The organism is Streptomyces sp. NPDC005722, assembly GCF_040630935.1.
Classification (GTDB): Bacteria; Actinomycetota; Actinomycetes; order Streptomycetales; family Streptomycetaceae; genus Actinacidiphila.
The window spans coordinates 1-18,816 of the sequence record NZ_JBEXYN010000030.1; the positions used below are offsets into that span (position 1 = coordinate 1).

An 18,816-nucleotide genomic window follows, 5' to 3' on the forward strand; every position below is an offset into this window, starting at 1 on the left:
GTCCTCGACCACGACCATCGCCTCGGAGGCCGCCCCGTCGCCCGCCGGGCCCTCACGCCGTTCCAGCAGTCCCTCACTCATGCCGGTCAGCATAAGGGGAAATCCATGTGCCACTGTTCACACGGTGGTACCGGACGCGGCCCCGGGATGCGATGATCAGCCCGGCCGCATTTCGTGACCCCGCCGTTGGGTGGCCTTGGGGACACGTGTGCGATCACGTCATGACATGGGCGTAGTCTGTGTCACTCTCACCGCTCCGCGGTGAGCTGGTCGACCACTCGCAACACACTGTTACGGGCATCGAGAACGGGGGGCATGGTGCCGGGCTTCGTCTTGCTGCGCCTGCGCGCGCACCGGCTGCTGCTCGCCGCCGCACTGCTGTCTGTCGTCCTGACCACCTGCGCGGTGACCGCGCTGGCCGCGTTCAACGACGCGGTCGGGGACGCGGGGCTGCGGCGCGCGCTGCAGGGGCCGTCGGCGGCCAGGACACGGATCGACGTGACGTCCGAGGTGACGGGGCAGGACGCCGCCCGCCTGGACACCCAGGTGCGCAAGACCCTCACCGGTGCCTACGACGGACTGCCGGTACGGATCTCCGCCAGCACCCGCTCGGGCGCCTACGGACTGCCCGAGAGCCTGCGCCCCGCGGGCGCGCCCCGGTCGGACAACCCGGACCTCACCCTGCTCGCCACGTTCGACCGCTCCCGGGTGACCGTCGTCGGCGGAAGCCTCCCCGACGCGCCGGAGGCCGGGGGACCGGTGCCGGTCGCGCTGCCCGAGTCGGCCGCGAAGGCGCTCGGTGTGAAGCCGGGCGAGGTGATCACGCTCGCCGACCGCCGCGGCGGGCCGTCGCTGCGCGTGCGGCTGACCGGCCTGTACCGGCCCACCGACCCGGCCGCCCTGTACTGGCGGCTCGACCCGCTGGAGGGCCGCGGGGTACGGACGCTGTCGTTCACCACCTACGGCCCGATGCTCGTGGACCCGCGGGCGTTCACGGCGGGCGCGGTCCCGGCCGGCGAGGTCCAGTGGGCGGCCGGGGCGGACTTCTCCACCGTGACCGCCGCCCGGCTCGACCGGGCCGGACAGGACGTGCGCCGGACGGTGGACCGGCTGGACGACAAGAAGCTGGACGGGAAGACGACGGCGAGCAGCGAACTGCCCGCGCTCGCCGACGACCTGGGCCGCACCCTGCTCGTCAGCCGCTCGACCCTGCTCATCAGCGTCCTGCAGCTGATCGTCCTGGCCGGTCTGGCGCTGATGCTCGTCGCGGGCCTGCTCGCCGGCGAACGCTCCGAGGAGACCGCCCAGCTACGGGCCCGTGGCGGTTCCCGGAGCCGCATCGCCGGCCTGGCCGCCGCCGAGGCGCTGCTGCTGGCGCTGCCCGCGGCCGTGGCGGCACCGCTCCTGGCCGGCCCGCTGGTGCGGCTGCTCGCCGGGCGCGGGGCCCTGGCACGGGCGGACGTGCGACTGGACGTGCCGTACGCCACGGCCTGGTGGGCCGGCGTGGCGGCGGCGCTCGCCTGCGGCGCGGCCGTGGCCTCGCCGGCGCTGCGCCGCACCGGCACCTACTCCCTCGAACGGCAGGCACGGACCCGCAAGGGCGCACTGCCGGGTGCCGTGCAGGCGGGGGCGGACGTCGCGCTGCTGCTCGTGGCCGGCCTGGGCTACTGGCAGCTGTCGCGGCGCGGCGGCGGGTCCGGCGCGCTGACCACCGACACCACCGGCGCGCTGGGCGTGGACCCGGTCCTGGTGGTGGCGCCCGCGCTGTGCCTGCTGGCGGGCGCGGTGCTGGCGCTGCGCCTGCTGCCGCTGGTGGCCCGGCTCGGCGAGCGGCGGGCCGCCCGCTCGCCGGGCCTGCCCACGGCGCTGGCCGGGTGGCAGCTGGCGCGGCGTACCGGGCGCGGCGCGGGCCCCGCCCTGCTGCTGGTCTTCGCGGTGTCGATCAGCATGTTCGCGATGGGCGAGAGCGCCACATGGGAGCGGTCCCAGAGCGACCAGGCGGACTTCTCGGTGGGCGCCGACGTCCGCGTGACCGGCACCTCGACACCGCCGTTCGGACAGGGCGGCGTCTACGACCACATACCCGGCGTCGCCGCGGCGGCCCCCGCGAACCGCGGCATCGCGCCGCTGCCCCAGGGCCGCGAGGCGACGGTGCTCACCCTGGACACCACCGCCGCCTCCAAGGTGACCGGCCTGCGCGACGACCTCACCGACCGGCCGTTCCGGGAGGTGCTGCGCACCCTGCGCCCCCAGGACACCGCCCCACGGGACGCCGGATTCACCCTGCCCCGCGACACGGCGCGCCTCCTCCTGACCGTCCGCACGCAGACCTCCGACCCCGACGGCCGGCCGGACGGCAGCGGCGTCACCGCCCGCATGTCGGCGACGTTCACGGACCGCTACGGCATCCCCTACACCCTCGCCCTGGGCGACGTCCCCGCCGACGGCACAGCGCACGTCCTGCCGGCGGACTTCGGCACCGAGGCGGGCCGGGCCCCCGGAGCCGGCCCGGCCGGGCCGCTGCGCCTGACCCGGATCAAGGCCGAATGGACCCTGCCCCAGCGGACCGAGCACCACCGGCTCTCCGTCACCGCCCTGCGGGCGGAGTCCGCCGACGGCACCACCCGGCCCGTCCCGGTACCGGAGGGCTCGTCGTGGAAGGCGAGCGCCACCATGGGCAACCCCGACTACCTGAACTACGAAGGCTACGTCGGCGCCGGCACGGAATCCCCCGACTCCAGCCCGCGCACGCCGCTCGCCGTCGAGTTCGACACCGGGCGGATGTCCCACCAGGACTACGTGCCGGGCGGCCACGACAAGGCCTCCGTCGTCCTGAGCTCCGAACCCGAGGCCCCGGCCACCTTGTCGGCCGTCGCCACGGACGCCTTCCTGCGGGCGGTCAACGCGAAGGCCGGCGAATCGGTGCGGGTCCCCCTGGCCGGCGTCACCGTGCCGGTCCGCGTCACCGCCGCCGTACGCGCCCTGCCCACCGTCACACCCAAGACCGACGGCACCGACGGCGGCGCGCTGCTGATCGACCTGCACTCGGCGAACGCCTTCCTCAGCGGGAACGGCCTGGGCTCCCTGGTGCCCGGCGAGTGGTGGCTTGCGGCCGAGCCGGGCGCGACCGCCCGCGTCGCCTCCGCGCTGCAGGACCGCGGCGACATCACCACGCTCCTCGTCCGCGACCGGCAGCGCACCGAACTCCAACGCGATCCGCTCGGCGCCGGGCCGCTGTCCGCGCTGCCCGCCGCCGTCGTCACCGCCGTGGTGCTGGCCGCGCTCGGCTACATCGTGGCGGCGGCCGGGGCACTGCGCGAACGCTCCCAGGAATTCGCGATGCTGCGGGCGCTGGGCACCCCGCGCCGCTGGCTCGCCCGGGTGATCGCCGTCGAACAGGGCCTGGTCATCCTGGTCGCCGTGGGCGTCGGCGCCCTGCTCGGCGCGCTGCTGACCCGCCTGGTCGTCCCCCTGATCATCCTGACCGCGGACGCGCGCAGCCCCGTCCCCGACGTACGGGTGCACCTGCCGTCCGGTCCGCTCGCCCTGCTGATGATCACCATCACCGCACTGCCCCTGCTGGGCGTCATGCTGACGGCGTGGCGGTCCGCCGACCCGGCCCAGGCGCTGCGGCGCCAAGGAGGTGAATGACGTGGCCGAGCCCCGTACCCCGCGCAACGGTGACGTCTCCTGGATCCGCGCCCGGCTGCGCGCCGCCCCCGGCGGCACCCTCGCCCTGGCCGCGCTGGTCCTCGTCACCGCGTTCCTGGCCGCCGCGCTCCCGCGGGCCGTCGACGGATACGAGGACGCCGCGCTGCGCGACACCGTGTCACAGGCCCCACTGCCGGGCCGCAGCGTCACCATGTCGCTGCAGGTGTCACGGCTGTCCGCGCCTTTCGACGCCGAGGGCCTGCTCACCCCGCCGTCGCTGAAGGAGACCGAAACCCTCTTCCAGCGCCGCGTGAAGCCCCCGCTGACGCTCGAACACGACCAGACCGTGTACGGCGTGCGCTCCGTGGACACGGCAGCCAACGACCCCGGACTGCCCCGCTTCCCCTCGGACACCCCGCTCCCCCCCAAGGGCACCCTGGTGGCCCAGCCGAACCTCGCGGCGAACACCCGGCTCCTGGAGGGACGTCTGCCGCACCCTGGCACCGACACCCTCAGCGTCGAAGCGGTCATCACCGACCGCACCGCCAAGGTCATGAAACTGGGCACCGGATCGGCCTTCCACCTCCAGGACGCCGTCGGATCCGAGGTGACCGTCCACGTCACCGGGATCGTCGCTCCCCAGGCACCGGACGCCGCCTGGTGGAACGCGGAACCCGACCTGCGCACGCCCAACCCGCGCACACTGCCGAGCCCCGGTGGCAGCCCTCCCCGCTACTGGCACTTCTCCGCGCTCATCGACGAAAGGGCCACCACCGCCCTGCTCAGCCTCCAGGACGGCGCGGAGGCCTACTGGCACCACCCCGCCGACGTCGACGCGCTCACCGCGCACGACGTCCCCGCACTGAACGACCGGCTCGCCGCCCTGACCTCCGGACCGGACGGGGCACGCCTGCAGGCCAAGCAGCGCGGCCTGCACGTCGAGGAGCAGGGACTGGGCGAACGCCTCGGCCCCTTCGTCACCGAACGCACCGCCGCGCAGCCCCTGATCCTGGTCGCCGCCGTGGGCGTGGGCACCGTCGCCGCCGTCGTCCTGCTGATGGCCGCCGGACTGTCGGCCGCCCGCCGCAGGGCCGAGTTCACCCTGTTGCGGGCCCGCGGCATCAGCATGAGCGCGCTCACCGGCCGGCTGCTCGCCGAGACCGCCGTGGTGGCCGTGCCCTCCGCGGCGGCCGGCCTCGCCCTGGCACTGCTCCTGCTGCCCGCCGAACGCTCCGCGCTCGCGGTGTGGTCGGCCGCCGCCGTGGCCGTCCTGGCCACGCTGGGCCTGCCGCTGCGGGCCGCGGTCACGGCCCGCCGGCCGCGCCCCGACCAGCGTGAGGACATCGTCGCCATGCGGCCCTCCCGGCGCCGCACGGTCGCCGAACTCGCCGTCGTGGTCGTCGTCGCCGGCGCCGTCGTGGCCCTGCGGCAGCGCGGCACCGCCGACGGCGGCGCGGACGTGCTGACCGCCGCGGCACCGGTACTGCTCGCCATGGTCGCCGCCCTGGTGCTGCTGCGGCTGTACCCCTGGCCGGTACGGCTGCTGGCACGGCCCTTCGCACGCCTCGACGGAGCGGTGCTGCACCTGGGCCTGGCCCGCGCCGGACGCGCCCCCTCCACCACCGCCCTGCCGCTGCTGGCCGTACTCGTGGCCCTCACCGTCACCTCCTTCGGCGGATCCGTACTCGCCGGCGTCGACTCCGGACGCGACCGCGCCGCCGTCACAGCCGTCGGCGCCGACGCCCGCGTGCAGAGCCTGGGTGCCCTGCCGCAAGGACTCGACGACCGGGTCCGCAAGGTCCCCGGAGTACGCGAGGTCACCGGCGTCCGCGTCGAACCCGGACAGCAGATCATGAACAGCCGTACCCGGTTCGACCTGCTGGTCGTCGACCCCGAACCGTACGCCCGCCTCGTGGCCGCCACCGGCCTCGGCTCCTCGTTCCCCGCCGGCGAACTGCGCGCCGGGACACAGGAGGCCATCCCCGCCATCGCCTCCCCGGCGGTCGCCCGGTCCTTCGGCAACGGCGACGGCGACCCGGAGACCGTCAGGTCCTCCGTCGGACGGGTCATGGCCAGGATCGTCGCCACACAGGACGCCACCCCGGCCGCCCCCAACCACGAGTTCCTCATCGTGTCACGGGCCGCCCTGGCGAAGGTCGCGCCCGCCACCAAGGAACCCGCCCACGGGCCCTCCGTGTTCTACGTCACGGGCACCGGCATCGACGCCAAGGCACTGCGCGGCGTCGTGACCAAGGCCGCACCCAAGGCACTGGTGACGCTGCGACCCGAGCAACGCGCCTCGTACGGCACCACGTCGGCGCTCCAGAGCGGCGCCCGGCACGTGTACCTGACCGCTGTGGCCGCGGGCGCCGGCTACAGCGTGCTCGCCCTGCTGCTGTCCCTGCTGCACAACGCGCCGCAACGCAAGGCGCTGCTGGCCCGGATGCGCACGATGGGCATGACGGGTCGTCAGCGGCAGTGGCTGGCGGTGCTGGAGATGCTGCCGCAGGTCCTGCTCGGCGCCCTCGGCGGTGTCCTGGTGAGCGTGGCCACGGTGCCGCTGGTACGTCCCGGCGTGGACCTGGTCGCACTCGCCTTCACGGTCCGCACGCCCGCCACGGACCTGTCGGGCGCCGTACTGCGCACCGACGCGGCATCACTGCTGGTCCCCGCCACCGGGCTGGTCGTACTGGCCTGCGCGGTACTGGCCGTCCAGGCCTGGCTGACAGGACGACGGGGAGAAGGAACCGAACTCCGGATGGGGGAACGATCATGAGTCAGGACACGTCCGGGACCGCCGAGCGCGGCCGCGTCACACTGGCGGAGCTGGAACGACGCGTCACCGAGAGCCGGGAGGAGCCCGCCTACGGGCACGACGCCCTGATCGTCTGCGACCGGCTGGTGCGGATCTTCACCGCCCAGGGCGTGGAGGTCCAGGCCCTCCAGGGGCTGGACCTGCTCGTGAAGCAGGGCGAACTGATGGCCCTGGTCGGCGCCTCGGGCAGCGGCAAATCCACCCTGCTCAACATCCTGGCCGGGCTCGACACCCCCACCGCCGGAGCCGCCTCGGTCGCCGGCTTCGACCTGCTCGACCTCGACGCCCGCGCCCGCCTGCGCTACCAGCGCGAGGTCGTCGGCTTCGTCTGGCAGCAGACCTCCCGCAACCTGCTGCCCTACCTCACCGCCCTGCAGAACGTCGTCCTGCCCATGCGCCTGGCAGGGAGCGTCAAGGGCCGCGGCCAGCGGGCCAAGCGCGCCGCCGAACTCCTCGACATGATGGGCGTCGGCTACGCCGCCGACCGCCGCCCCCAGCAGATGTCCGGCGGTGAGCAGCAGCGCACGGCCATCGCCGTCGCCCTGGCCAACCACCCCTCGCTGGTACTGGCCGACGAGCCCACCGGACAGCTCGACTCCGCCACCGGCGAACAGGTCTTCGCCGCCTTCCGCACCGCCAACGAGCAACTCGGCACGACCATCGTCGTCGTCACCCACGACCAGGCCGTCGCCACCGCCGTCGACCGCACCGTCGCCATCCGCGACGGCCGCACCGCCACCGAGGTCGTCCGCCGCACCAGCGTCGACGACCAGGGCCGCACCACCGTCCACGCCAGCGAGTACGCCACCGTCGACCGCTCCGGCCGCCTCCAGCTCCCCCGCGACTTCACCCACGCCCTCGACATCCGCAACCGCGTCATGCTCGAACTCGAACCCGACCACATCGCCGTCCGCCCCGACCTCCCCGAACAGGACTGACCACTCCGGTATCCACAGGCCCACGTGTACGGGGCTACGCGTCCGCGGCCGCGTGGACCCGCTCCCCGCCCACGAAGGTCTGCAGCACCCGGGCCGCCGCGATCTCCTCCGGCGGCCCGGCGAACGGGTCCCGGTCGAGGACGACCAGGTCGGCCAGCTTCCCCGGGGTGATCGTCCCGGTGTCGTCCAGGTGGTTCACGTACGCGCTCCCCGCGGTGTACGCCGCGATCCCCGCGGCCAGGTCGACGCGCTGCGCCGGCAGGAACACCGGCGTGCCCTCCGGGGCGTCCGGCGTACGGCGGTTGACCGCGACGTGCAGCGCCTGCAACGGGTCGGGACTGCTCACCGGCCAGTCGCTGCCGGCCGCCAGCGTGGCGCCGCCCCGGAGCAGATCACCGAAGGGGTACTGCCACGCCGCCCGTTCGGGCCCGAGGAAGGGCAACGTCAGCTCGTCCATCTGCGGCTCGTGGGCCGCCCACAGCGCCTGGACGGTGGCCGAGGCGCCCAGCGCCCGGAAGCGGCCGACGTCATCGGGGTGGACGACCTGCAGATGAGCCAGGTGGTGCCGGGTGTCACGGAAACCGTTCGCCGAACGCGCGGCCGCCACCGCGTCCAGCGCCTCACGCACGGCACGGTCGCCGAGCGCGTGGAAGTGCACCTGGAAGCCGAGCGCGTCCAGCGCGGTGACGTGCCCGGCCAGCGCCACCGGATCCACGAAGCTGATGCCGCTGTTGCCGGAGGCGCAACCGCAGGCGGTGAGGTAGGGACCGAGCAGCGCGGCCGTCCCGTTCTCCGCGATGCCGTCCTGCATGATCTTGACGCTGGTGGCGCGGAACCGGCCCCGGCTCACGTCGGCCCGCCGCTCCACGAGTTCCGGGATCTGCTCGGCGCCGCGGGCCCGGTCCCACCACAGCGCACCCACGACCCGTGCGGTGAGCAGCCCGTCGGCGACCAGCGCGTGGTAGGCGGACACCGGGTCCGTCATGTTCGCGTAGTCGCCGACGATGGCGTCCTGCCAGGCCGTCACGCCCAGGGAGTGCAGCACCCGCTGGGCCCGCAGCAGCGCGGCCGTCCGCTCCGCGGCCGTGACGGACGGCAGGAGCCGCCCCACCAGATGGAGGGCCCCCTCCTGCAGCATGCCCGTGGGGTTGCCGTCCGGGTCCCGCTCGATGCGGCCGTCCGCGGGATCGGGCGTGTCCCGGTTGATCCCCGCCAGCTCCAGCGCACGGGAGTTGACCCAGGCCCCGTGGTGGTCACGATTGGGCAGGAACACCGGACGGTCGGGGACGACCCCGTCCAGCAGCGCGGCGGTGGGAGTGCCCCCCGGGAAGGCGTCCAGCGACCAGCCGCCACCGGTGATCCACTCGGCGCCGGGGTGCTCGTCGGCGTACGCACGGACCAGCCGCAGGTACTCCCCCGCCTCCTGGACCTCCGCCAGATGGCACTGGCCCAACTCGATGCCCGCGACGAGCGGATGGACGTGGGCGTCCTGGAACCCGGGCAGCAGCATCTTCCCGGCCAGGTCGACGACCTCGGTGCCGGGCCCGATCAGCTCGCGCACCTCGTCGTGACCGACGGCGGCGATCCGCCCGCCGCGCACCGCCACCGAGGTGGCCCGGCCGAGGACGGGATCGACGGTGTGCACCGGGCCGCCGGTCAGGACGAGGTCGGCAGGGGACTGGGACATGGCGGGCGCTCCAGGGACGGCGACGGGGACGGCGACGGGGGCAGGGTGGCCGCGGGTGCCGCGTGCGTGGCGCGGCAGGGAGAGCGTCGCAGGTACGTGCCGCACGCGGCCACCACCGGGACCGGCCGCCCCGCGGCCCACCGCACCCCCGCGCGATTGCGCCCACAGCGTGATCGCCGACGTCCCGCCGCGCAACGGGGCACAGTGGCCCCTATGAAGCTGCTGACGCTGGGTGGTACGGAGTTCGTGGGACGCGCCGTCGTCGAGGACGCGCTCGAGCGGGGCTGGGAGGTCACGGTGTTCCACCGCGGCCGGCACCAGGCGCCGCCCGGCGCCACCGAACTGCTCGGCGAACGCGGCACCGAGGGCGGCCTCGCCGCCCTGGAGGACGGCGAGTGGGACGCCGTCCTCGACACCTGGTCCGGCGCGCCCGCCACCGTACGCGAGACCGCCCGCCTCCTCGCCGGACGCGCCCGGACGTACGCCTACGTCTCCAGCCGCTCCGTGTACACCTACCCGGCCGCCGCCGGCCTCGACGAGGACGGCCCCGTGGTGGACGCCTCCCCCGGCGACGGAGCCGACGTCGACTACGCCCGCGCCAAGCGCGGCGGTGAACTCGCCGCGGCCGAGTCCTTCGGCGACCACGCCCTGTTCGTGCGCGCCGGCCTCATCCTCGGCCCCTACGAGAACATCGGCCGCCTGCCCTGGTGGCTGGGCCGCATCGCCCGCGGCGGCCCCGTCCTCGCCCCCGGCCCCCGCGACCTGCCCCTGCAGTACATCGACGTCCGCGACCTCGCCGCATGGGTCCTGGACGCCGTGCGGTCCGGCCTCGGCGGCGCCTACAACCTCGTCAGCCCGCCCGGGCACACCACCACCGGCGAACTCCTCGCCGCCTGCGCCGCGGTGACCGGCTCCGACGCCGAACTGCGCTGGACGGACCCCGAGGCAGTGCTGGCCGCGGGCATCGAACCCTGGAGCGAGCTGCCCGTCTGGCTCCCCCCGGGCGAGCTCTACGACACGCTCCACACCGGCGACGTCTCCCGCGCCCTGGCCACCGGCCTGCGCTGCCGCCCCGTCACCGAGACCGTCGCCGACACCTGGCAGTGGCTCAACTCCCTCGGCGGCACAGCCCCCCAGCGACCCGACCGCCCCACGGTCGGCCTCGACCCGGCGAAGGAGGCCAAGGCCCTCGGCCTCTGAGCCCCGGCCGCACGGCCGGGCCGGCAACCGCCTGGCCCTGAGCGATGCCGCTCGCACGTGCGCGTGCGGCATCGCTGAGGGCGTACGCGGCGTGAACGGCGTTGCCGAACCGCGCCGACGCGCCCGGGCCTTGGCGTCATGCTCCGGTCCCCGACCGCGCGGCGCAGGCATGCATGCGACGGCATCTCGACCCTCGCATTACTTGTCCTCCGGGGGCGCGGGGGCAGCCGGCACCAACAGGACGAGGCGCCGCCCCGCCCCCGTGCGAGCCAGGACTCAGGGGGTCGCCGGGGCGACCAGGACCTCGCGCAGGCGGGTGAGTTCGGCCGCCGTCAGGCCGCGCTCGCGCAGCCAGGCATCCGCGCCGCCGTGGGCGGTGTGGAGGGTGGCGAGGAAGCGGCGCATGACGCGCGGCTCGGAGGCCATGAAGGCGTGCTCCACCGCGGGGAGGTCGCGGTAGGAGGGGAAGCGGGTCAGCCGGGCGCGGATGCGGACGACGCGCTGCGCGGTGAGCGCGTAGTCCGTGGCGATGGCGGCGGCGGGCACGCCCACCGCGTCGAGGAGGAGGGCCGCGAGGACGCCGGTGCGGTCCTTGCCGACGGCGCAGTGGAAGACGACCGCGTGCTGGTCGGTGTCGGCGACGACGCGGGCCGCCGCCACCAGCGACTCGCCGCTGCCGTCGAGCAGTCCGAGGTAGAAGCCGATCGCGTCCCCGTCGTCCGCGGTCGTCACGGGGACGGCGTCGGTGACCAGCGCCCGCACCCGGCTGACCGGCAGGTTCATCCTGCGTACCGCGGTGTCCGCCAGCAGGCCGTGCCCCTCGCGGGCGGCCTCGTCGGGGCCGCGCAGGTCCAGGACGGTGCGCAGCCCGTAACGGCCGAGGAGGAGTTCGACGTCGCCCGCCGTGGCCTCCTGGAGGGTGCTCGCCCGGAACACGACGCCCCGCCGGGTCGTGCCCCCGCCGCGAACGGGCAGGCCGCCCAGGTCGCGGATGTTGTCGACCTCCGCCAGTTCGACCCAGCGCGGCGTCTCACCGGTGGGTCCGTCCTGCGTCGCCTCCAAGGCGCCCTCCTCGTGCACTCCCTGGCCATCGTGCCGTGCGCGGGCGCCCCGGTCCACCGGCGGCCGCGGCCCGGGGGATATCGTCGGCTGACCCCCGGGACGCCCCGGACGACCACCGACCGGAGGTGCCCGCCATGGCCCAGCCCGAGCCGCCCGGGGAGCCGCTGGTGCGCACCGAGCGGCACGGCCGCGTGCTGGTGGTCCGGATGTGCCGCGCGCACAAGCGCAACGCCGTGGACCGGCACCTCGCCGAGGCGCTCGACGCGGCGTTCAACACCCTGGAGGACGACCCGGAGCTGTGGGCCGGGGTGCTCACCGGCTCCGGCGGGGTCTTCAGCGCCGGCAGCGACCTGAACGCCATCGGCGACTACGTCACCGAACGCGGCGGCGAGTACGGGCTGATCCGCCGTCACCGCCGCAAGCCGCTGGTGGCCGCGGTGGAGGGCGCCGCGCTGGGCGGCGGGCTGGAACTGGTCCTCGCCTGCGACCTGGTGGTCGCCGCGTCGACCGCCCGGTTCGGGCTGCCGGAGGTCCGGCTCGGGCTGGTGCCGACGTGCGCGGGGCTGTTCCGCGGCCCGCGCGCCCTGCCCGTCAACCTGGCGCGGGAGATGGTGCTCACCGGCGACCCCGTCGACGCCTCACGGGCGTACGCCGCGGGGCTGGTCAACCGGATCACCGAGGAGGGTGGGGCGCTGGCGGGCGCGCTCGCACTCGCCGCGCGCGTCTGCGAGAACGCCCCGGTCGCGGTGCAGGCGAGCCTGGTGGCGATGGACGCGTGGCTGTCCGGCTCCGACGCGCTCGGCTGGCGGGCCACCGAGGAGGCGACCCGCACGGTGCTGGCCTCCGAGGACCGGCACGAGGGCGTCGCCGCGTTCATGGAACGCCGGCCGCCCCGCTGGACCGGCCGCTGACGACGCCGGGGACCGGCAGTACCCCACTCGGGTGAGTCCGGCGTGCGGCGGTCCGGAGTCCGGGCTTGTCTGGTGCCGTGACCGGTGTCGTCCGGACGCGGTCCGCCGCGCGCAGGAGGCGCCCCGAGCGAGGAGCTTCCTTTTGGCACGCAGGATTCCGCCGACCGTCGCGGTCGCCGTGGTGTTCGTCGCCGCGCTGTTCATGGCGATCATGGACACCACGATCGTCAACGTCGCCGTGCCGGCCATCGGGGAGGACTTCGGCGTGCCGGCCTCCGGACTGGGCGGCGTCAACATCGGCTACCTGGTCAGCCTGGCGGTCTTCATCCCCGTCGCGGGCTGGCTGGCCGACCGCTACGGCACCCGGCGGGTATTCCTCGCCGCGCTGGTCGCCTTCACCGGGGCGTCGGCGCTGTGCGCGATGTCCACCAGCCTCGAACAGCTGACCCTCTACCGGATCCTGCAGGGCGCCGGCGGCGGTCTGCTCGTGCCGGTCGGCCAGACGATGCTCTTCCGGGCGTACCCGCCGGCGGAACGGATCAAGGCGCAGCGGGCGCTGATGGTGCCGACCGCCGTCGCCCCGGCCGTGGGCCCGGTGCTGGGCGGCTGGCTGTGCGACGCCGTGTCCTGGCACTGGGTGTTCCTGGTCAACCTGCCGGTCGGCACCGCGGCCGTGGTCTTCGGCCTGCTCTTCCTGCCGGACTACCGCCTGGAGCGCCCCGGCCGCTTCGACCTCGTCGGCTTCCTGCTGGCGGGCGGCGGGCTGGCGCTCGCGCTGTACGCGCTGACCAACGGTGCCAAGGACGGCTGGGGCACCGCGGGCATCCTCGTGCCGCTGCTCGTGGGGATTGCGGCGCTCGGGGCGATGGTGCTGGTCGAACGGCGGATCCCGATGCCGATGCTGGACCTGGAGCTGTTCCGGGACCGGCTGTTCCGGGCCAACACCGTCGTGATGTTCCCGCTCAGCGCGGTCTTCCTCGGCACGGTGTGGCTCTACCCCATGTTCCTCCAGGAGGCGCTGGGCTTCAGCGCCTTCGAGAGCGGCCTGGCCACCTGGCCGGAGGCGGTGGGCGTGATGGCCGCCGCGCAGGTCGCGCCGCGTCTGTACCGGCGGATCGGGCCGCGGTGGCTCATGGTGGGCGGTTCGGCCGGCATGGGGGTCTGCGTCGCGGTGATGACCGGGTTCACGACGGCGACCTCGCCGTGGGTGCTGCGCGGGGTGCTCTTCGTCCTCGGCTACTGCATCGGGCACGTGATGATGTCGGCGCAGAACGCCGCCTTCGCCACGATCCCGGCGCCCTCCACGGGGCGGGCCGCGACGGTGTTCAACATGCAACGGCAACTGGGCGGTGCCTTCGGTACCGCGCTCATCGCCACGCTGCTCACGGCGGTCGGGACGACGGCGGTCACGGCGGGCGGCACCACCACGGCCGACCTGGGCGCGTACCACGCCGGTTTCCTGCTCTGCACGGGCCTGGCCCTGATCTCCGCGGTCGCCGCGCTCTTCGTCTCCGACAAGGACGCCCTGGGCGTCGAGACCCCCCGCGCCGGCCGCCACGCCCGCCCCGGCACGGCCCCCTCGCCCGCCTCCTGACCCCCCGCCGGCCGGTGCTCCGTCACCGGCCGGTCAGGGCTCCGTGGCCCACCGGGTCCTCCCGCGCCGTGCGGCTTTAGCATCGGGGCATGCCTCGTCTGGAACGTCTCCGTACCGATCACGCCGCCGCGGTCCTGGAGTTCGAGCGGGGGAACCGCTCGTACTTCGCCGCGTCGGTACCGGACCGGGGCGACGACTACTTCGCCCACTTCGACGCGCGGCACCAGGCGCTGCTCGCCGAGCAGGAGTCCGGGTCCTGCCACTTCCATGTGCTGGTCGGCGCGGACGACGAGGTGCTGGGCCGGATCAACCTGGTGGACGTGGCCGACGGGGCGGCGGAGCTGGGGTACCGGATCGCCGGGAGCGCGGCCGGGCGGGGGCTCGCCACGGCCGCGGTTCACGAGGTGTGCGCCCGGGCGGCCGGGGAGTACGGGCTGGCGACGCTGCGGGCGGTCACCACGCTGGACAACGCGGGCTCGCGCACGGTGCTGTCCCGTACGGGGTTCGTGCCGGCCGGCACGGTCGAGCTGAGCGGCCGTCCCGGGCTCCGGTTCGTGCGCGACCTGGGGGACGGGACGGCGCCGTCCTCCGCGGGCTGAAGGCGGGCGGCGAGCGCGCGCAGGCCGGGGAGGGCGAGCACGGCGATGCCGGGGAGGCTGGAGACGAGGGTGAGGACCCCGTAGACGACGGCGGTCGCGAGGCCCTGGGCGGCACCCAGTCCGGCCGCGCCGAAGGCGAGCGTCGCCGCGGCCTCGCGCGGGCCCCAGCCGCCGATGTTGACGGGCAGTCCCATCACCAGCAGCGCGAGAACGAGCGGCGGTACGAGCGTGGTGACCGGCGCCGTCGAGCCGGCGACGCGGGCCGCGACCACGAACAGGGCGATGTGGCCGGCGAGTCCGGCCGCGGACAGCGCGACCACCCCCGGCCAGGTGCCGCGGGCGAGGAGCCCGCTGCGGACGTCGGCCAGGCCGGTGGCGAGCGCCTGCCGTCCCCGGGCGCCGCGCCGCCACAGCAGCCATCCGCCGAGCACCGCGACGGCCGTCAGCACGCCCGCGGTGACCTCCGCGGCGGCGCGGCCCGGCAGGAGGTCGCCGGCGATGGCCGTCACCAGGGTGGGCCGGGTGAGCAGGACGGCCCCGCCGAGCACGAGGACGACGACCTGGCCGCCGACGCGCTCCAGGACGACGGCGCGCACCCCGCGGCCGACGTCGCCTGAGTGCTTGCCGTGGCGGACGGCCCGGTCGACGTCGCCGAGCACGCCGGCCGGGAGGACCGCGTTGAGCAGCAGCGCCCGGTAGTAGTCGGACACCGCCCGGGCCAGCGGGAGCCGCAGGCCGAGCCGCCGGGCCACCAGGCACCAGCGCCAGGCGCTCGTCACGGTGGTGAACAGGCCGACCGCCAGGGCGGCGAGGACGGCGGGGACGTCGACGACGCGCAGGCCGTCGACGAACGCCCCGGTGCCCAGCCGCCACACGAGGGCGGCGAGGATGCCCGCGCCGGTCAGCAGCCGCAGCCAGGCCCACAGTCGTCGCCTCACCGGGCCCCTCCTCCCGGCAGGGCGAGCAGGTCGCCGTGGCCGACGACGGCGGTCAGCCGCCCGGCGGCGCAGTCCGCCAGGCGGCGGCGCAGGTAGTCCTCCGCGGGGGCGGCCAGGCCGGGTTCCTGCTCGACGGCGGCGCCGACCCACCCGCGCAGCCACTCGGCGGTGAGCGCGGACCGGTCCGCGCCGAGCCGCCAGGGGCTGGGCCGGGTCGTGACGGCGGCGCCGTACCGGGTGAACGCCCGGGCGGCGGCGTCGAGGGCGTCGGGGCCGAGCAGCGCGCGGCCGCCGCAGGTGCGCCGCTGGTGGGCGTTGAAGGCGGCGGTGAGGTCCGCGTCGAGGGGGTCGGCGGGCCCGAGTTCGACCTCGCCGACCACGGAGAGGCCGAAGAGCACCGGGACCCCGGCGGCGGTGCAGGTGGCGGCGAGGGCGTCGATCTCGTCGGCGGTGAGCAGGTCCAGCAGTGCGGAGCCCGTGACGAGCGAGGTCCCGGCGAGGTCGTCGGCGGTGAGCCGGGTGAGGTCGCCCTCGCGGGTCTCGGCGGTGACGGGGCCGCCGCCCGCGGTGAGGCCGGTCAGGCTCGCGGCGGCGAGGGAGAGGAGGGCGGGGTCGTGGTCGTGGAGGATCCAGGCCTGCGGTCCGGGGAGGCGTCCGCTGAGCCAGCGGCCCATGGAGCCGGTGCCGCAGCCCAGGTCGCGGACGACGAGCGGGCCGGTGCCGCGGGGCGCGCCCGCGAGGTGCTCGCGGAGGGGGACGAGCAGGTCCGCGGCGCGGGCCGCGGCGTCGGCGTCCTCGCGCAGGGCGAGCCAGTGCGGTGTGAAGGGGGCGGTGTCGGACGTGGTCATCGGGTTCCCTCCCGCAGCAGTTCGAACACCGCTTCCATGTGCCGCGCGGTGTGCTCCCAGCCGTGCAGCGTCTCGCGCCGCCTGCGGGCGGCCGCCCGCAGGCGGCCGCGCAGGCCGGTGTCGTCGAGCCAGCGGCGGAGCGCCGCGGCGAGTTCGGTGGTGTCCCCCGGGGGGACGAGGAGGCCGGGCGGTGTGCCGTCCGGTGCCCGTCCGAGCGCGTCGGGCACTCCCCCGGCGGCGGTGGCCAGTACGGGGGTGCCGCGCATCAGGGCCTCGGTGACGACCATCCCGAAGGTCTCTGCGCGGGACGGCAGGACGAGCAGGTCGGCGGCGGCGTACTCGGCCGCGAGGGGCTCGCCGGTGAGCGGGCCGGTGAGGTGGACGCGGTCGTCGAGGCCGTGCCGGCCGAGCAGTTCGCGCACGTGGGCGAGGTGCTCGGGGTCGCGGCCGAGCGGGCCCACGAAGCGGCAGGTCCAGGGCAGGTCGGCGACGGCGGCGAGGGCCCGGGCCAGCAGGTCGTGGCCCTTGCGCGGGGTCAGCGAGGCGACGCACAGCAGGCGCCCGCCCTCTGGCGTGCCGGGGGCGAGCGGCGCGGGGTCGGTGCCGGGGACGACGACGTGGACCCGGCCGGCGGGCAGCGCGTGCCGCTCGGCGATGCGCCGGGCGGCCCAGGGGCTGGTGGCGACGACCGCGGCGGCGGCCCGCAGGGTCTGCCGTTCCAGGGCGTCGAGTTCGCGGGCGGCCGCGGGGTCGAGGCCGGTCTCGTCGGCGAGCGGCAGGTGCACCAGGACGGCGGTGCGCAGCCGGCGCGACTGCGGGACGACGATCTCGGGGACGCCGCAGGCCACGAGCCCGTCGAGCAGGACGACGGCGCCGTCCGGCACCGCGGCGAGCGCCGCGGCCAGGGCCCGGCGGGCGGAGGTGTCCGGACGCGGCCAGGCGCCGGGCACGGAGATCTCATGCAGCGGCCGGCCCGCTCCCGCCAGGGTCTGGGTCAGGCGGCGGTCGTAGACGTTGCCGCCGCTGGGCGCGGTGGCGTCGTCGACGTCGCCCGGGAGGACGACGTGGGCGGGGGCCGCCCCCGCCGGAGCGGGGGCGGCCGGACGCGAGGGCGTCCTCACAGAGAACGCTCGTAGCTCGCCCAGGCGACGTGCGATTCGTGCAACGTGACGGAGATGCCGGTCAGGCCGTGCGCACCCGCACCGAGCTTGCCCGCCGCCACGCGGTCGGCGAGCCGGTCGGCGATGACCTTCGCCAGGAACTCGGTGGAGGTGTTGATGCCGGAGAAGTCCGGATCGTCGTCGAGGTTGCGGTAGTTGAGCGCGGCGAGCACCGCGCCCAGCTCCTGGGTGGCCAGGCCGATGTCGACGACGATGTTGTCGTCGTCGAGCTCCGGACGGCGGAACGTGGCGTCCACCAGGAACGTCGCGCCGTGCAACCGCTGCGCCGGTCCGAAGACCTCGCCGCGGAAGCTGTGGGCGACCATGACGTGGTCGCGGACGGTGATACTGAACACGCGAGGACAACCTTCCCCAGGGGCCTAACCGGGACGGTAGGCAATACGGTGACAGAGCACGGAACGTTCACCGCCTGCGATCTCCTTCATCAGCAGGGGCAGTTCCTCGAAGTCGCTCTCGCCGGTGACGAGGGCGTCGTAGACCGGGTCGGCGAGCAGGCGCAGGGCCAGTGCCATCCGGTCCGCATAGGTGCGCCGGGTGCGGCGCGTGGGTGAGACGGTGCCGACCTGGCTGCTGCGCACGACCAGGCGGCGGGAGTGGAAGGCCTCGCCCAGCGGCAGGGCGACCGGCCGGTCGCCGTACCAGCTCAGCTCGACGACGGTGCCCTCCGGCTCCAGGAGTTCCAGGGAGCGGGCGAGCCCCGCCTCGGTGGCGCTGGCGTGGACCACCAGGTCGCAGCCGTCCTCGGCCGTGTCGGGGTGGGCGAAGCCGACGCCGAGGGCCTCGGCGACGGCCGCGCGCGAGGGGTCGACGTCGACGAGCTGCACCCGCGTCCCGGGGACGCCCGCGAGGACGGCGGCGACGCTGCACCCGACCATGCCGGCGCCGACGACCGCGATCCGGTCCCCGATCTGCGGGCCGGCGTCCCACACCGCGTTGACGGCGGTCTCGACGGTGCCCGCCAGCACCGCGCGTCCCGCGGGGACGTCGTCGGGCACGGGCGTCACGGCGGTGGCCGGGACGACGTAGCGGGTCTGGTGCGGGTAGAGGCAGAAGACGGTGCGGCCCCGCAGCCCGGGCGGCCCCTGCTCGACGAGGCCGACGTTGAGGTAGCCGTACTTCACCGGCGCCGGGAACTCGCCGTCCTGGAACGGCGCCCGCATCGTCTGGTGCTGGCTCACGGGCACCCCGCCGCGGAAGACCAGGGTCTCGGTGCCGCGGCTCACCCCGGAGTACAGGGTGCGCACCAGCACCTCCCCCGGACCGGGCTCCGGCAGGGGCACCTCCCTGACCTCCCCCTCGCCTGGTTCGCGAAGCCAGAACGCGCGCGCCGAACGCTCCACCGTTTTCCTCCGTACTCCATGGCGGGCAACAGACACCGGCCATCCAGGTGGT

At 75.4% G+C, this 18,816-nt stretch carries 13 protein-coding genes and 1 pseudogene; 7 read left to right on the forward strand and 7 right to left on the reverse strand.

All coding sequences use genetic code 11. From position 1 onward, the window contains the following. Positions 1 to 315 precede the first annotated feature (315 nt). The 3 genes from ABZ479_RS28610 to ABZ479_RS28620 are packed head-to-tail and all read left to right on the forward strand — an operon-like array spanning position 316 to position 7,404. Positions 316 to 3,651: an ABC transporter permease gene (locus ABZ479_RS28610; protein WP_500464244.1), complete on the forward strand. Its 3,336-nt coding sequence runs from the start codon at positions 316 to 318 to the stop codon at positions 3,649 to 3,651. Between the two features lies 1 nt (position 3,652). Then, positions 3,653 to 6,427: a hypothetical protein gene (locus tag ABZ479_RS28615; protein WP_500464245.1), complete on the forward strand. Its 2,775-nt coding sequence runs from the start codon at positions 3,653 to 3,655 to the stop codon at positions 6,425 to 6,427. Further along, positions 6,424 to 7,404, forward strand: a complete 981-nt coding sequence (locus ABZ479_RS28620) for an ATP-binding cassette domain-containing protein (protein ID WP_500464246.1) — start codon at positions 6,424 to 6,426, stop codon at positions 7,402 to 7,404. Before ABZ479_RS28615 ends, ABZ479_RS28620 begins: the two co-directional genes overlap by 4 nt. Positions 7,405 to 7,438: 34 nt before the next feature. Here ABZ479_RS28620 and ABZ479_RS28625 read toward each other — a convergent pair whose 3' ends face one another. After that, the gene (locus ABZ479_RS28625; protein WP_500464247.1) at positions 7,439 to 9,091 is read right to left on the reverse strand and encodes an amidohydrolase; all 1,653 of its coding nucleotides are present in this window, start codon (positions 9,089 to 9,091) and stop codon (positions 7,439 to 7,441) included. 213 nt (positions 9,092 to 9,304) lie between these two features. Between ABZ479_RS28625 and ABZ479_RS28630 the strand changes: the two genes are divergently transcribed. After that, positions 9,305 to 10,291 carry an NAD-dependent epimerase/dehydratase family protein gene (locus ABZ479_RS28630; protein ID WP_500464248.1) on the forward strand — a complete coding sequence of 329 codons (987 nt, stop codon included), beginning with the start codon at positions 9,305 to 9,307 and terminating at the stop codon, positions 10,289 to 10,291. 276 nt (positions 10,292 to 10,567) lie between these two features. Here ABZ479_RS28630 and ABZ479_RS28635 read toward each other — a convergent pair whose 3' ends face one another. Further along, on the reverse strand, positions 10,568 to 11,353 hold the full coding sequence (locus ABZ479_RS28635) for a tyrosine-protein phosphatase (RefSeq protein WP_500464249.1): 786 nt from the start codon (positions 11,351 to 11,353) through the stop codon (positions 10,568 to 10,570). Positions 11,354 to 11,487: 134 nt separating this feature from the next. Here ABZ479_RS28635 and ABZ479_RS28640 point away from each other — a divergent pair, with 134 nt between their 5' ends. From ABZ479_RS28640 to ABZ479_RS28650, 3 genes are all read left to right on the forward strand, one after another. Further along, complete coding sequence (locus ABZ479_RS28640; RefSeq protein WP_500464250.1) at positions 11,488 to 12,264, forward strand: enoyl-CoA hydratase-related protein; 777 nt, start codon at positions 11,488 to 11,490, stop codon at positions 12,262 to 12,264. 142 nt (positions 12,265 to 12,406) lie between these two features. Next, the gene (locus tag ABZ479_RS28645) at positions 12,407 to 13,858 is read left to right on the forward strand and encodes an MDR family MFS transporter (RefSeq protein WP_500464251.1); all 1,452 of its coding nucleotides are present in this window, start codon (positions 12,407 to 12,409) and stop codon (positions 13,856 to 13,858) included. Positions 13,859 to 13,947: 89 nt separating this feature from the next. After that, positions 13,948 to 14,457 carry a GNAT family N-acetyltransferase gene (locus ABZ479_RS28650; RefSeq protein WP_500464252.1) on the forward strand — a complete coding sequence of 170 codons (510 nt, stop codon included), beginning with the start codon at positions 13,948 to 13,950 and terminating at the stop codon, positions 14,455 to 14,457. A 110-nt stretch (positions 14,458 to 14,567) separates the two neighbouring features. On the opposite strand, the pseudogene ABZ479_RS28655 reads toward ABZ479_RS28650, so the two are convergent. The 5 genes and pseudogenes from ABZ479_RS28655 to ABZ479_RS28675 form a co-directional block, all read right to left on the reverse strand. Further along, positions 14,568 to 15,395 (reverse strand): annotated as a pseudogene (locus ABZ479_RS28655) (lysylphosphatidylglycerol synthase transmembrane domain-containing protein); the annotation flags it as partial. Then, positions 15,392 to 16,243 (reverse strand): SAM-dependent methyltransferase, encoded by an 852-nt coding sequence (locus ABZ479_RS28660; RefSeq protein ID WP_500464253.1) that lies wholly within the window; start codon positions 16,241 to 16,243, stop codon positions 15,392 to 15,394. The gene ABZ479_RS28660 and the pseudogene ABZ479_RS28655, both read right to left, overlap by 4 nt. Next, positions 16,240 to 17,364, reverse strand: coding sequence for a glycosyltransferase family 4 protein (locus ABZ479_RS28665; protein ID WP_500464254.1), 1,125 nt, complete (start codon positions 17,362 to 17,364; stop codon positions 16,240 to 16,242). The genes ABZ479_RS28660 and ABZ479_RS28665 overlap by 4 nt, the downstream gene beginning before the upstream one ends. Next, complete coding sequence (locus ABZ479_RS28670) at positions 17,361 to 17,759, reverse strand: 6-pyruvoyl trahydropterin synthase family protein (RefSeq protein ID WP_499604441.1); 399 nt, start codon at positions 17,757 to 17,759, stop codon at positions 17,361 to 17,363. Before ABZ479_RS28670 ends, ABZ479_RS28665 begins: the two co-directional genes overlap by 4 nt. A 24-nt stretch (positions 17,760 to 17,783) precedes the next feature. Then, positions 17,784 to 18,764, reverse strand: a complete 981-nt coding sequence (locus ABZ479_RS28675) for a zinc-dependent alcohol dehydrogenase (RefSeq protein WP_500464255.1) — start codon at positions 18,762 to 18,764, stop codon at positions 17,784 to 17,786. Between the last annotated feature and the right edge of the window lie 52 nt (positions 18,765 to 18,816).